10 protein-coding genes are annotated in these 13242 nt (G+C 60.7%); 3 read left to right on the top strand and 7 right to left on the bottom strand.

Annotation, left to right across the window (positions count from 1 at the left end):
* Positions 1-71 precede the first annotated feature (71 nt).
* The 3 genes from XARJCFBP2528_RS24025 to XARJCFBP2528_RS20125 all read right to left on the bottom strand — a co-directional run bounded on the left by XARJCFBP2528_RS24025 (position 72) and on the right by XARJCFBP2528_RS20125 (position 2937).
* The gene (locus tag XARJCFBP2528_RS24025) at positions 72-1880 is read right to left on the bottom strand and encodes an XVIPCD domain-containing protein (protein WP_087962345.1); all 1809 of its coding nucleotides are present in this window, start codon (positions 1878-1880) and stop codon (positions 72-74) included.
* 5 nt (positions 1881-1885) lie between these two features.
* On the bottom strand, positions 1886-2506 hold the full coding sequence (locus XARJCFBP2528_RS23000; RefSeq protein WP_228995968.1) for a hypothetical protein: 621 nt from the start codon (positions 2504-2506) through the stop codon (positions 1886-1888).
* 173 nt (positions 2507-2679) lie between these two features.
* Positions 2680-2937, bottom strand: coding sequence for an XAC0095 family protein (locus tag XARJCFBP2528_RS20125; RefSeq protein WP_006449522.1), 258 nt, complete (start codon positions 2935-2937; stop codon positions 2680-2682).
* A 522-nt stretch (positions 2938-3459) separates the two neighbouring features.
* On the opposite strand from XARJCFBP2528_RS20125, the gene XARJCFBP2528_RS20120 reads away from it, so the two are divergent.
* Complete coding sequence (locus tag XARJCFBP2528_RS20120; protein WP_026064561.1) at positions 3460-3813, top strand: ribonuclease E inhibitor RraB; 354 nt, start codon at positions 3460-3462, stop codon at positions 3811-3813.
* 84 nt (positions 3814-3897) lie between these two features.
* Here the strand turns inward: XARJCFBP2528_RS20120 and XARJCFBP2528_RS20115 are convergent, their stop codons facing one another.
* From XARJCFBP2528_RS20115 to XARJCFBP2528_RS20100, 4 genes are all read right to left on the bottom strand, one after another.
* Positions 3898-4431, bottom strand: coding sequence for a lipocalin family protein (locus tag XARJCFBP2528_RS20115; RefSeq protein ID WP_026064560.1), 534 nt, complete (start codon positions 4429-4431; stop codon positions 3898-3900).
* A gap of 344 nt (positions 4432-4775) precedes the next feature.
* On the bottom strand, positions 4776-5810 hold the full coding sequence (locus tag XARJCFBP2528_RS20110; RefSeq protein ID WP_006449518.1) for a glycoside hydrolase family 43 protein: 1035 nt from the start codon (positions 5808-5810) through the stop codon (positions 4776-4778).
* 35 nt (positions 5811-5845) lie between these two features.
* Positions 5846-7333: an MFS transporter gene (locus XARJCFBP2528_RS20105; RefSeq protein WP_016903439.1), complete on the bottom strand. Its 1488-nt coding sequence runs from the start codon at positions 7331-7333 to the stop codon at positions 5846-5848.
* A gap of 143 nt (positions 7334-7476) precedes the next feature.
* The gene (locus XARJCFBP2528_RS20100) at positions 7477-10416 is read right to left on the bottom strand and encodes a TonB-dependent receptor (RefSeq protein WP_026064559.1); all 2940 of its coding nucleotides are present in this window, start codon (positions 10414-10416) and stop codon (positions 7477-7479) included.
* Between the two features lie 283 nt (positions 10417-10699).
* On the opposite strand from XARJCFBP2528_RS20100, the gene XARJCFBP2528_RS20095 reads away from it, so the two are divergent.
* Together XARJCFBP2528_RS20095 and XARJCFBP2528_RS20090 are read left to right on the top strand one after the other, a co-directional pair.
* Positions 10700-12208, top strand: coding sequence for an MFS transporter (locus tag XARJCFBP2528_RS20095; RefSeq protein ID WP_087962347.1), 1509 nt, complete (start codon positions 10700-10702; stop codon positions 12206-12208).
* A gap of 10 nt (positions 12209-12218) precedes the next feature.
* Complete coding sequence (locus XARJCFBP2528_RS20090; RefSeq protein ID WP_016903436.1) at positions 12219-13208, top strand: endo-1,4-beta-xylanase; 990 nt, start codon at positions 12219-12221, stop codon at positions 13206-13208.
* Positions 13209-13242 lie beyond the last annotated feature (34 nt).

Raw genomic sequence — 13242 nt, 5'->3', positions numbered from 1 at the left:
TCATCCGCTACGACTGCGCTGAAAGTGCGTGTTAATAAGGTCCTGGCAAGCAGCGAGCTATAAATATCTTCTTACATCGAGCGTGCTTGTGTTGACTGTGCTTGTACGGCCTCTTGCTGTTGAGTGATTGTGGCTTCCTGCGCTTTTGCTTGCTGCATCACCTCCACTTGCGCGAAGCGCTGATCCGCAGGAATAGAAAGCGCTTCCTGTGTAGTCATATGCGCTCGATGTGCAGCCGGATCGGGGGACTGGTGGCCTTCTCGCCACATGTGCAGGACTTCACCACCCGCCATCTTATCGGTCGGTGAGTTGAACGCAAACTTCAAATCGTCTTTTGCTGTAAAGCCCTTTTCTGCTGCCATGAGCATCAAACTTGCGCTTAGTCGATCGCTATTCTCATCCCAAGATTTCCCCGCTTGCTGGTCAAGGCCGCGAACGCCACCGCGAATTTTATCCAGCAGCTCATTGTCTGGTTGCACTGTCTTGCCGGGTACGTTGAGTGCTGGCTGTTGAGGATCGATGTCGGGAGTCGGGCTGATGTGCTGGTGCGATCCTTTTGTGTGTTGCAACAGCCCGCGGGTTGGCGGATTGCTGCCGGTGTCCCAATAGACCTGCGGTGTGGCGGTGGTGCCTGGGGGCAGCGTGATTCCGTTATGTTCTAAAAGCTCTTCTTTGAAGCGCAGGCGTTGCATATCAAGCTGCATTTGCGGGGCGACCCCACCCACCGGATGCGCATAGGCCCTGTCAAATGCAATCGCTCGACTGACAGCGCCGGCCCCATAGTAGTTGGGGTAGTCCGAGTCACCGTGGAATCCAATGCCTGTTGTCTGATTTTGCGGAAGTCCTGGCGTGCCTCTGGGCTGTTTGTCGAAGTAGAAAGTCGCTTGTGCAGATACATTCTGAGGCGTCATGGGCAGTGAGCCGTCCTGATTGAACGTAATCCCTGGCCGCGCTTGTGTCTGCGCCCTGTTGCTCGGATTGGCCTCAACAAAGTCATCCAAACGGCCGTTTCCGAGACGTCTCATTGCATTCAAATCGACGGCTGGATTGATTTGCCGCTCCCGATCAATCAATGCGTTCCAACCTGAAATCTGAGCTTTGGCCTCATCGTCGCGCGCACTTTTAACTAGATTCTCCACGGGGGGTGTGTAATCGTTGACCGGATTATTATCTGCTGCAATCGCTTTCACTGCGGAATCAAATTGTTTGTATGAGTTGGCCATGCTTACTTGATTGAAGGCATGCTGCGTCTCATGACCAAGAACAAATGTTAGATCAGTAGCGTTGAATTTATTGAATTGACTCTGGGTTTGCCCGACCGTAGCTGGTGGAATGCTCATGGTTTTACTGGTTGGGTTGAACGTCCCACCTGCAATCGTGCCGCTGAGAGGAGCGAAATTTTCCAGCAGCATGCGTTTTTGGGGGTCGCTACTGTCAATGGTCGTAACAGCTCGCTTCATCTCGTTCGCCAGCGTCGGCGAACTGTTGATTGTCGCCTGCAGGTTGGTGACCATATCTTGCGTTACAGGCTGGCTTTTTTGGTTTGCATCCATATACGAACTATTTGCGAAACGCATACCCATCTCTTGCAGCCGGAGCGAACCGCGCAAGCTCGCCGTCGGTGTGGATCCTGGATCAAGCGCCGGGAGGGTGACGATTCCGGATGCCTTGTCGTAGGAGCCCGTCAGCGGTTCGGAGCCGCCAACGCCTGGCAAGAATCCTTTTAGATGGCCGCTGGCTGCTTCTTGATTGAGTCTCTGTGTAAGGTCCGGATCGGACGCAATCGTCGCGCGTAACTGCGCTTCTTGATCGGGGGTGACATCTGACCGACCCGCGAACTGCGCCAATATGGACTGCAATTGAGTGTTGGCGTTTGCCATTATCGTTACTCCTCAAACTTGTGCAGACTTATCGACTTGACACAGTTTTCTCTTGATTTTCTTTGGGGGTCTACGGAGACAGGGTGCCATGGATTGATCTGGGCACGTATATTCTTACGTAAGTATTGAAAGGACAGGACCCACCCAAACTCATTATAAGACCAGTATCCTATTTCAGTTTTGAATCCAGCGTCTTTCAAGGCCTTGTCGTATTTCTCAAAGACTAGCTCGCAAGGAGGAAGGGTTGAAGGAGGAATACTGCTCGGCGGTAAAAGTTCCAGAGTGACATTCGAATACTCCGAAAATTTCTCGTCGAATTTGTAAGTGGTGGCATATTTTGAATAAGGAGAGGATTGATCGAGCACATAGAACCCAGAGTTTTCACCTGCATTCCTGGTGAAGGGAACTTCTAGATACCTTTCAAGAATTAATGGCGACAGCTCGTCGAAATTTTCGACATCTCTTATCAAGGATAAGAAGCGATCCATCAGGACTTGGGGTGTCAGCTCAGTGTGTGTTGTCATCTTTGTTCCTCGAGGTTCTTCAGCCGTCGGTTTGGCAGTTGCACAAGAAGTTGCCAAGCAGATGAGCACTGCGACTACCGCTAGATTTGCTTTGAATTTCATTTCGCATGCTCCCTTCATTTGCCAAGTGCATCGCTGAAAAATTCTGTTGCCTGACGATGTTCAGTGGCTTGGTGCTTTTCTCTGTCAAATTGCTTATAGCTTGTAAAAGCAGCAACGGGTAGCCGAGATCGGGACTACAGCGATTGCCCATGTTGATTCAAGTCATGTGCATGCTATGACGAAGCACGTCGCTCTGTCATGTCGTCAGGCACCTTGGTCTGCATCAGCACATCATCCAATTGCTCAGCTAACAGATCGAAGCAAAAAGCCAAAGCATCGATCGGTACGAGAGGCTCATTGATGCCTGAGGTGTTCGACATGCAACAGGGACGTGCCAATGCGGCCAGAAAGCGTAAATGATCGCGCGTTTGCAGCAACCGAAGCTGCGCGTTTTCCGGCAGCAGGTAATACCCGAACAGAGACTGCTCCATGCTCACTCCTCCGGAACAGGCTCCCGCCGCACGATGCGGCGGGATGCCGGGAGGTTAGCAACCGCAAACAGACGGCGGGCTTATTTCCCTTGCGGGTGTTGTATTCGCCGCCCTCCCGGCGTGGAGACGCCGAGCATGTGCCCGAACATCAGGCACAAAAAACCACCGCTTGACGGGGGTGGTGCCGCTGTTTGCGGAGTTGCTACGCTCCGTGAAGAAGTGTGCTACCGATGCATGGAGGAGTCAAGGTGCAGGCCTGGAGTCTTCGCGCCCTTTCGGTTATCAATGACGTATCGCAGAGGTGTAGGTATTAACATGCAGAAATTTCAGCTCAGGGGATACTTAGGCGACGCGAATGCGCCTGCTGATGAAGCGGGAAATGGTGTGATCGCCAGAAATATAGTGAGCGCGAAGGGCATTTTGACACCATTTGATTTCAGGCACGCAGTTAATGACAGGCCCCACACAAGCCAGGCGCTAGGATTCCTCCTCGGTAAATTGGTCAAAAAAATGAAGCTTCCCATGCAACGAAATCCGGATCTGTACCCTAACGACGATAATGGCGACACCCTTTGGCATATTGCGCAACAGGGGGTGGATCTTTCGACGTCGCGAGAGATTGCGTTCTCCGTGGTCTTCCCCACGAAGGAGTCTGCATTGGCGTTTTCGGTGACGCTGCTGCGCTTCGAGCAAAAGGTGCGTTGTTGCCATTACCCGGAAAATACGGCGTTTCCAATGGACGTGACGGTGTATCCGACGATGGTCCCGTCGCACAAGGCGATTTCGGCGTTCGAGGAGGAGTTGGTCGTGGAGGCCAAGCCGTTGGGAGGCTTGAATGACGGCTGGGAATTTTCTATAGATGACAAGGACGTCTGACGCAGTCGGTGTACGAGAGCAGGCGATGCAGTCACTGCATCGCTGAGCGCGTTGCACTTTTTACCGCGTCACTGCTTTACCGCATCAACGCTGCGACTGCGGTACGCGGCGCAGCTGTGGCACGTCGTAGCCCATTGCGGCGATACGTTTAACGGCTTGTTGATAGTCGGCATCGGAAACCTGCGGGGTACGCGCCATATACCAGACGTAGTCGCGCTTGCTGCGTGCCACGATGGTCTGCGCATAGTCTGCATCCCGCCAGGCGATCACGTACTCGGCCTTGAACGGCCAGAGGAACTGCATGCTCCATAGCGCGCCATTGCCCTCCTTTGCGACCTCGCCGATCGGATGCATGGACTTGAGCGGCGCCTCGAAACTTCCCTTGCGGAATGTAAACGTGGTCTGGATGCGGCCATCCGGTCGCAGCGCATAGCGCTCGACGGCATCGTAGGCCTTGCGCTCGGGCCGTGTAGGAATGTGCGCGATGACGTACCAGTCGCCCATGAAGCGTGGCACGTCAACGGTGTCTGCGCGAGGCAGGGCAGCGCGTGAGTCGCTTGCGCTGGCACTCCCATAGACCGCAAGCGTCAGTAACAACAGCATCGAGCGATGTCGCATGGCAACATCCATCAAAAGAGCACGTACATGGGCCTACGTAGCTGCAATGCGATTGGATGCAGCCCCATGCGATGCAGTTCGGGCCCGGGCGCAAGCGTGCCTCTCTGTGCCAGTGACATGACGGTACCGTGCGAGAAGTCGTGGCAGCGTTGAGGAGCGAGATCCAAGAGTTGCGCAGACGGCAGGAAACGCGCGATCAGAAAGCCGTGAGGATTGGTTCGACGATCGGCCATAGTGAGGACCACGACGCGCCTGGAACCTTGGCGATGATTCTCTCGTGCAGTGCTGGCGGGCGCGCTATGACGCCTTGACGGAATCTCGGGAAGGGGCCGCCCAACAACGCATCACCAAGGCGACACCGCTCCCTCCCCATACGGATAAATCGTTGCGATCCTTCCATCCGCATCGTGCTCCAGCGACGCCATCTTGATGCTGCGTAGATGCGTCTGCCCGCCCGACAAAACAGCGTCGTGATAGAACAGATACCACTGGCCTTCGAACAGGCAAATGGAGTGGTGGGTGGTCCAGCCGACCACTGGTGCGAGCAGCACGCCTTGATAAGTGAACGGGCCGTACGGCGTGTCGCTGGTGGCGTAGCAGATCAGGTGGGTGTCGCCGGTGGAATACGACAGGTAATAGCGGCCGGCGTGGTGATGGACCCAGGGGCCTTCGAAGAAGCGGCGGGCATGGTTGCCGGCGCGTAGCGGGATGCCGTGTTCGTCGAGGATGACGATCTCGCGGGTGGGTTCGGCCAGTTGGGTCATGTCCTCGTGCAGGCGCGCGACGCGTGGGCCGAGTGCGCGTGCGTCGTCGCCCGGTTCCTGATGGGTCGGCGCATAGACGTTGTCGCGGTAGTGCTGCAGCTGGCCACCCCAGATGCCGCCGAAGTACAGGTAATGCGTGCCGTCGTCGTCTGCAAACACCGCCGGATCGATCGAGTAGGTGCCGGCGATGGGCTCGGGTTCTGCGACGAACGGGCCTTGCGGGTGATCGCCTACCGCAACGCCGATCTGAAAGATGCCGTCGGCACGCTTGGCAGGAAAATACAGATAGGTCTTGCCGTCGCGCTGCGCGGCATCCGGCGCCCACATCTGTCGCTGCGCCCAGGGCACGTCGCGGACGTGCAGCACTTGCCCGAGGTCTTCGACCGGCGCATTGGGGTGCGCCATCCGGAACACGTGGTAGTCGGCCATGTCGAAATGCGAGCCGTCATCGCTGAAGGCAACGCCGGCATCGATGTCGTGCGAGGGATACAGGTACAGCGCGCCGTCGAACACGTGTGCGGAGGGGTCGGCGGTGTAGAGATGGGTGACCAGCGGTGCGGAAATGGCGGTGCGCGCCAGCGCCTGCAGTGCAGCGGAGTGCAGTTCATCGGACATGCGCGTACCTGTGCATGAAGTGGAGGGGGAGGGCGTCAGTGAGTAGCGAGCGTTGCGGTCTGTCGGCGTGCGCCCAGCTCGTGTTCGATGCGGGTTTCCAGTGCCTTGTCGATCTCGTACACCACCAGCAACGCGGTGCCGAGCAGGAACGGGATGGAGGCGTACACGCTGATGGCCAGGCGGATGCCGTCGGTGACCGCGCCGCTCTGTTGCGGCAGTGCGGCGTTGTAGCCATAGAACGCCAGGATGCCGGCGACCAGTGCGCCGCCGACGCTCAGGCCGATCTTCAGCCCGCACAACATTGCCGAGAAAATGATCGCGGTGGCGCGGCGGTGGTTCTTCCACTCGGAGTAGTCGGCCACGTCGGCGATCATCGCCCACAGCAGCGGGATGGTGATGCCGTAGAAGAAGCCGTGCAGCACGTAGGAGGCGAACACCCAGCCGATCGCCTCCGGCGGGTACACGTAGAACGCCAGCAGAAACACGGTAGAAATCAGCAGCGCGCCACCGAACACGTTGCGCTTGCCGTAGCGGTCTGCCAAGCGCTTTGAAAAACCGATGCCCACGATCATCGCCAGGATGCCGCCGGCACTGAACACGCTAAATGCGGATGTCGGCGCATCCTGCGGCCACTGCAGTGCGCTCATGCCGGCACCGGTCAACACACTGTTGATGCCGCCGATAAAGCGATTGAAGCCTGCGTGATCCAGAAACAGCGTCAATGCGTTCGCATCGAGGTAGTACTTGAAGTAGTAGATATACATCCCGCCCTTCATGGCGAGATTGATGAAGACCAGGATGGTCAGCGCCAGCATCACCAGCCAGGGTTTGTTGCGCACCAGGTCGGCGAGGTCCTGGCGCACGCTGGTGCGCTGTTCGCTGATCGGCAGCACGCGCTCGCGGGTGGTAAAAAAGGTGATCAGAAAGCACAGCGTGCCGACGGCGGCGAACAAGGCCATCGTGTTGCGAAAGCCCTGCGCCTTGTCGCCATTGCCCAGGATCAGCACCAGCGGCAGCAGCAACACCTGGATGATGAACTGTGCAAACGTCACCGCCAGAAAGCGATACGCCGACAGACTGTTGCGCTGCTCCATGCTGCCGGTGAGCACGCCGCTCAATGCCGAATACGGCAGGTTGTTGGCCACATACACCAGCATCAGCAGTGTGTAGGTGGCGAAGGCGTATGCGATCTTGCCCTGCTCGCCGAGTGCGGGCGTGTTGAACGCGGCCAGCGATAGCGCGCCAAACGGCAGTGCCGTCCACAGGATCCACGGCCGGAACTTGCCCCAGCGCGTGCGCGTGCGGTCGGCCAGGATGCCGATGATGGGGGTGAACACGAAGGCGCCGAGCATGCCCACCACAAAGATCAGGGTGGCTGCCACACTCGCCGGGATGCGAAACACATCGGTGTAGAAGAAGGCCAGAAAAGTGACCAGCGTCTGGAAGATCAGATTGGCCGCCAGGTCGCCCAGGCTGTAGCCGATCTTTTCGTGCAAGGAGAGCTGCTGTGAGCGATCGTTCATGAGGTGGGGCGGGGCTCAAGGAGTGCTGCGGAAAACGCCGCGGTGCGTGCTGTTTCGCCGGTCGCGATGGGGATGATCGCGACGGCGAAGACAGCACTTGGAGTAGCTAACAAAACGTAGCGCAGTAGTGTTGATAGCCACTCCTAGAAGGTACCGCGGATGCCGAGCATGACGGTGCGCCCGGGCTCGTACAGATCGTAGGTGGCGTTGGGCCAGGCGTAGGTGGTGCGCAGGGGTTCGTCGGTGAGGTTGGTGACGTTGAGGGTGATCTGCGGCTTGGACGGCAACGATTCCAGCGTGTAGCTGGCCGACAGATCCAGCTGGCCGCGCGCGTCGGCGTTGAGGCGTGCATACGGGATGCCGTTCTGGTTGGCGCCGGAGATCACCATGTCGTCGTTCCAGGTGTAGGACAGGCGCACCGAGGCGGCGTCTTTTTCCCAGTACACGGTGCCGTTCCACAGGTTCGGCGCAACACCGACCGCCACTGCGGGAATGCCTTCGCCTTCCGAGGATTGGGTAACGTGCGTGTAGTTCACGCTGAAGCCCATGCCGTCGACCAGCTTGTCCAGCGGCTGCACCCAGATGGCCTCGGTGCCGCGGATGTTGAGCACGCCGTCGGCGTTGACCTGGGTCTGCACGTCCACCGTGGCGGCATTGGGGCCACCGCGCTGGTCCAGGCCGGCTTGCTGGATCGGCAGCAGGCTCTCGTACGGCACGCCCAGGTCGTTGAACGGAATGCGCCGCACGCCGTTGACGGTGAAGCCGCTGATGCGCTTGTTGAACAGCGTCAGGCCCACATAGCCCTCGCCGCCGGTGTACCACTCGCCGCCGAAGTCCACGTTGGTGGACAGATACGGCGCCAGGTTGGGATTGCCCTGGGTTGCGGTTTGCGCGGAGGGGTCGCTGAAGTTGGTGTTGGGCAGCATCGCGCTGGGGTCGGGCCGGGTGAGCGTGCGCGAGCTGGACAGGCGCAGCACCACGTTGTCGGCCACATCCCAGGCGGCGTTGAACGAGGGCAGGGTTTCCTTGTAGTCCGAATCCAGCACCTGGATGCGGCGGATGCCGTTGATGGTGACCGGGCCGGTGATGGTCTGGTCGGTGGTCACGTAACGCACGCCGGCGTTGAAGCGCAGCGTGCGGTTCCACACTTCGGTTTCTGCATTGGTTTCGATGTAGAAACCCCAGTTTTTTTCGCGGATGCCGCCGGCCGAGGCGCCGGTGTTGGCGGAGTTGGTTTCCGGTGCGGAATCGCGTAGCGCGTAGTAATTGGTGTCGCCGAGGAAGCGGTTGAAATCGGCGGTGATAAAGCCGTCCGGGCCGGGCCGCAGATAGCCGGCCAGGGCCGCATTCGGCACCGCCGAGCCAGGGCCGCCGTTACACACGTTGCCGCCACCGCCGCGGCAGACCACCTGCTCCCAGGCGATGCTGTTGTCGAAGCCGCGAATGGTGCGCTCGGCCTGGTCGTAGGCGGCGCCGATCTTGATGTTGCGCTTGTCTTCGCCGAACTGCAGGTCGGCGCGGCCGCCACGTGTTTCGGTCACGCGCTTTTCGTTCTGGATATTGACCCGGCCGCCGTTCCAGCCCCAGCCCAGATTGGGGTCGTTGAGATCGAGCGGGCTGCTGATCGACGGGCGGTCGCCGCCCTCGTTGCGGTAGTCGACGGTGGTGAACGGCGAGGTCACCAGGATGCTGGGCGACTCACGATCCAGCCAGCTGCGCGTGGCATTGGCCTGCACATTGAGCTTGATGTCCTGCTCGGCGCCGAACAACAGTTCCGCGCCGGGGTTGACGCTCCAGAACTTGACCTCTTCGCGATACGGGCGCGCTTCCAGAAAGTACTGCGCATTGGCAAACGTGGCGCTGGTGACCACGTTGTTCTGATCCAGCTGCATGCCCAGCGGGATCATGTTGCCGTTGCGGCCGATCAGATTCATGCTGATCCGCTCGGTGGTGCGCTTGGCCTCGGAATACAGCGTGTCCAGATAGAAATGCATGCTGTCGGAGGGGCGCCATTCCAGCGACATCACCGAGGCATCGCGGTCGCGGTCGCCATTCATGTAGACGCTGCGGCCCAGGCGCGGAATCAAGGCGTCGCTGATCTGGTCGATGCTCAGGCCCGGGTTGCGTGCGAGCAACCACGCCGCATCGATGGTCTCGCCGGTGGTGAGGCCACTGCCGGCGGTGGCCGGCACGCGATCGGGAATGCGCCAGTTGCCGCCGCCATTGACGTTGCAGGCGGCCGGTTGATTGGTGGCCGGCGTGCCCGCAGGCGGGGTGAGACCGCACTGGGTGTAGGTCAGGCCTGGGTTGGTCCAGCCCACGCTCTCGAAGCCGCGCACGCCCAGTTTGCCGCGCACCGAGGCCACGCCCAGCAATGCGCCGAAGGTGCCTTCCTCGTTGGTCCAGCTACCCATGAAGGCGCCGCGCGGGGTGGTCTTTTCGCTGGTGCTGTTCCAGTCGGCTTGTGCCTGATAGGTGAAGTGCACGCCGGGGCGATCGAACGGGCGTGCGCTGCGCATGTCCACCACGCCGGAGACGCCACCTTCGAGCATGCTGGCGGTGGGCGTCTTGCTGACCGTGAGCTGGGTGAAGAACTCGGTGGGAAACAGGTTCAGATCGACTTCGCGGTTCTGGTTCTGCGCGTTCAGGCCGATCGAGGCGGTGGCGATGCTGGCGCCGTTGAGCGTGGTCTTGGTGAAGCTGGTGCCCAGGCCGCGGATGGCGATGTTGAGGCCCTCGCCATTGACGTCGCGCGAGAGCTGCACGCCGGGGATGCGGTTGAGCGACTCGGCGATGTTCATGTCCGGAAACTTGCCGATGTCCTCGGCAAACACGGTGTCGGCAAAGCCCACCGAGTCACGCTTGGCATCGGTGGAAAACTGGATGCTGCGCCGGTAGCCGGAGACGGTGACGGTGTCGAGCTGGGTCACCGCATCGCCGTTGGCAGCGGCGGCCGCGGGCGGTTGTGCAGGGGCAGCGCTGTCGGCGTCGCTGGACTGTGCCCAGGCGGCGGTGCTGGTCATGCCCAGCAGGATGGACCCCAACGCGCAGGACAACGCGGTTTGTGCGTAACTGTTCTTCACCGTAATCCCTTCCCTAACAGGTGAGCAGATGTCCCACGCATCGCCCCTGCGCAGGGAGTGCCGCTGCCGAACAGCGGCGCGGCGATGGTGCGATGGGGGAGACGGGCGATCAGCGGTGGCCGATGTTAGCGCTACCAAATTCAGAACAGCACGCTGCAGGGCAGCATAGGCGACGGAAGGCATCGCGGCGGCTGCGACAGTGGCGCTGATCGGAATGATGCTGGCCGCGTATGGCGCACTGGCGTGCTGCACTGCGCGATGGTTTTTGCCCAGCAGCATGGTAATGGTAGCGCTATCACCCGTGGCGCAAGGCCACCTTCGTGCAGGTGCAGTGCTCGATGAATCGAACCGAAGAACACGGCAGCCAGAGGCCGGGCCACACGCGACACGTGGCAGCGCATTGCTGTGGCCGTTGCGCGATTGCCCATCGCAGGCTGCGTCCAGCAGCGCTATGGCGCCCGCGCACATGAGCGAGTTGCCGCAAGCGGCTGCCGCTGCCGGCACGCTGGCGCGCCTGGGCCGCATGCGTTGGCGCGTCTGCGCACTGCTGCTTGCCGCCACCACCATCAACTATGTCGACCGCCAGGTGCTGGGCGTGCTGGCGCCGTTTCTGCAGACGCAGATCGGCTGGAACGAAATCCAGTACGGCTATATCGTCACCGCGTTCCAGGCCGCCTACGCGCTGGGCCTGTTGTGCAGCGGTGCGGTGATCGACCGCTTCGGCACGCGCGTCGGCTATGCGCTGGCGATCGGCATCTGGAGCCTGGCGGCGATGGGGCATGCGCTGGCCACCAGCGTGGTGGGCTTTGCGATTGCGCGCTTCTTCCTCGGGTTGGGCGAGTCCGGCAACTTCCCCGCTGCGCTGAAGACGGTGGCCGAGTGGTTCCCGCGTCGCGAGCGTGCATTGGCCACCGGCATCTTCAATTCCGGCTCCAACATCGGTGCCATCGTCGCGCCGTTGCTGGTGCCGCTGATTGCCACCGCCTGGGGCTGGCAGGCGGCATTCCTGTTCACCGGCGTGCTCAGCGCCACCTGGCTGCTGGTGTGGTGGCTCAGCTATCACCCGCCCGAGCAGCAACCCGGCCTGTCGGCGGCAGAGCTGGCGCATATCCGCAGCGATGCGCACGAGCCGGTGCAACGGCGGCTGTCGTGGTTGCAGGTGCTGCGGCATCGGCAGGCCTGGGCGTTTGTGCTGGGCAAGTTCATCACCGACCCGATCTGGTGGTTCTTCCTGTTCTGGCTGCCCAAGTTCCTGCATGCCGAATACGGATTGAGTCTGTTGCAACTGGGCGCGCCGTTGATCGTGATCTTCGTGCTGGCCGATATCGGCAGCATTGCCGGCGGCTGGGTCGCCGGGCGCTTCATCGCGCGCGGCTGGAGCGTCAACCGCGCGCGCAAGAGCGCAATGCTGATCTGCGCGATCTCGGTGGTGCCGATCGTGTTCGCCGCACGCGCCGATAACCTGTGGCTGGCGGTGGGCCTGATCGGCCTGGCCACCGCTGCGCACCAGGGGTGGTCGGCCAATCTGTTCACGCTGCCGTCGGACATGTTTCCACGCCACGCGGTCGCCACCGTGGTCGGCATCGGCGGCTTTGCCGGCGCGGTCGGTGGCATGCTGATCGCCACCTTCATCGGGTTCCTGCTGCAGGCCACCGGCAGTTATGTGCCGGTGTTCCTGATGGCAGGCTCGGCGTATCTGCTGGCGCTGGCGGTGGTACACATGCTGGTGCCACGCTTGGCGCCGGCGCAGCTGCCGGCAGATGCCGCACCGACAGCCAACGCATCTTCCTGAGGGGATCATCATGCAATTACGCACACTGGCAGTGGGGTTGTTGTTGGCAGCGAACGTCGCAACGCTTGCGCAGGCCGCACCGCTGGCTTCCGGCGCGCCCAAGTTCCTGGGCAGCGCCTACAGCCCGCAGCAAGCGGCAGGATTCACCCAGTACTGGAACAAGCTCACACCCGAAAACAGCGGCAAGTGGGGCAGCGTGGAAGCGGTGCGCGACCAGATGGACTGGAGCGGCCTGGATACCGCCTACAAGTTTGCCAAGGCCAACGGCATGCCGTTCCAGATGCATGTGATGGTATGGGGCAATCAGCAGCCGGAGTGGATCAAGACCTTGCCGCCGGCCGAGCAACGCCGCGAGATCGAGCAGTGGTTTGCCGCAGTGGCGCAGCGCTATCCGGAGATCGATCTGCTGGAAGTGGTCAACGAACCACTCAACGACCCGCCCAGCAAAAACGACACCGGCGGCGGCAATTACCTGCAGGCGCTGGGTGGCAACGGCGCCAGCGGTTGGGAGTGGGTGCTGCAATCGTTTCGGCTCGCCCGCCAGCACTTTCCGCGTGCGCGGCTGATGATCAACGACTACAGCATCACCAACAACCCGCAGGCCACACAGAAATATCTGCAGATCGTGCAGTTGCTGCAGCGCGAGCAGCTGGTCGATGCCATCGGCATCCAGGAGCACGCCTTCGAAACCACTCCGAATGTGGCGATGTCGGTGCATCGCGCCAATCTCGATGCGTTGGCTGCAACTGGCCTGCCGATCTACATCACCGAGTTCGATCTGGACGGGCCAAGCGATGCGCAGCAACTGGCCGACTACCAACGCGTGTTCCCGGTGTTCTGGGAGCATCCCGGTGTGCGTGGCATCACGCTGTGGGGCTTTCGCCCAGGGCAGTGGCGCGACAAGGAGGCGGCCTATCTGATTCGCACCGATGGCAGCGAACGGCCGGCGCTGACCTGGCTGCGTAGTTACGTGGCCGCACATCGCAACGCCACGCCGTGAGCGTTGTGCCACTCACCTTTCGCTTGTTTGTTGA

The organism is Xanthomonas arboricola pv. juglandis, from assembly GCF_001013475.1.
Taxonomy (GTDB): Bacteria; Pseudomonadota; Gammaproteobacteria; order Xanthomonadales; family Xanthomonadaceae; genus Xanthomonas; species Xanthomonas arboricola.
The sequence above is the reverse complement of the archived record's forward strand: the minus strand, read 5'-3'. Positions and strand labels throughout refer to the sequence as shown.

What these genes read in the sequence shown, in the direction of transcription:
- XARJCFBP2528_RS24025 (WP_087962345.1), bottom strand. Translation starts at nt 1,880, where the DNA reads ATGGCAAACGCCAACACTCAATTGCAGTCCATATTGGCGCAGTTCGCG.
- XARJCFBP2528_RS23000 (WP_228995968.1), bottom strand. Translation starts at nt 2,506, where the DNA reads ATGAAATTCAAAGCAAATCTAGCGGTAGTCGCAGTGCTCATCTGCTTG.
- XARJCFBP2528_RS20125 (WP_006449522.1), bottom strand. Translation starts at nt 2,937, where the DNA reads ATGGAGCAGTCTCTGTTCGGGTATTACCTGCTGCCGGAAAACGCGCAG.
- XARJCFBP2528_RS20120 (WP_026064561.1), top strand. Translation starts at nt 3,460, where the DNA reads ATGCAACGAAATCCGGATCTGTACCCTAACGACGATAATGGCGACACC.
- XARJCFBP2528_RS20115 (WP_026064560.1), bottom strand. Translation starts at nt 4,431, where the DNA reads ATGCGACATCGCTCGATGCTGTTGTTACTGACGCTTGCGGTCTATGGG.
- XARJCFBP2528_RS20110 (WP_006449518.1), bottom strand. Translation starts at nt 5,810, where the DNA reads ATGTCCGATGAACTGCACTCCGCTGCACTGCAGGCGCTGGCGCGCACC.
- XARJCFBP2528_RS20105 (WP_016903439.1), bottom strand. Translation starts at nt 7,333, where the DNA reads ATGAACGATCGCTCACAGCAGCTCTCCTTGCACGAAAAGATCGGCTAC.
- XARJCFBP2528_RS20095 (WP_087962347.1), top strand. Translation starts at nt 10,700, where the DNA reads ATGGTAGCGCTATCACCCGTGGCGCAAGGCCACCTTCGTGCAGGTGCA.
- XARJCFBP2528_RS20090 (WP_016903436.1), top strand. Translation starts at nt 12,219, where the DNA reads ATGCAATTACGCACACTGGCAGTGGGGTTGTTGTTGGCAGCGAACGTC.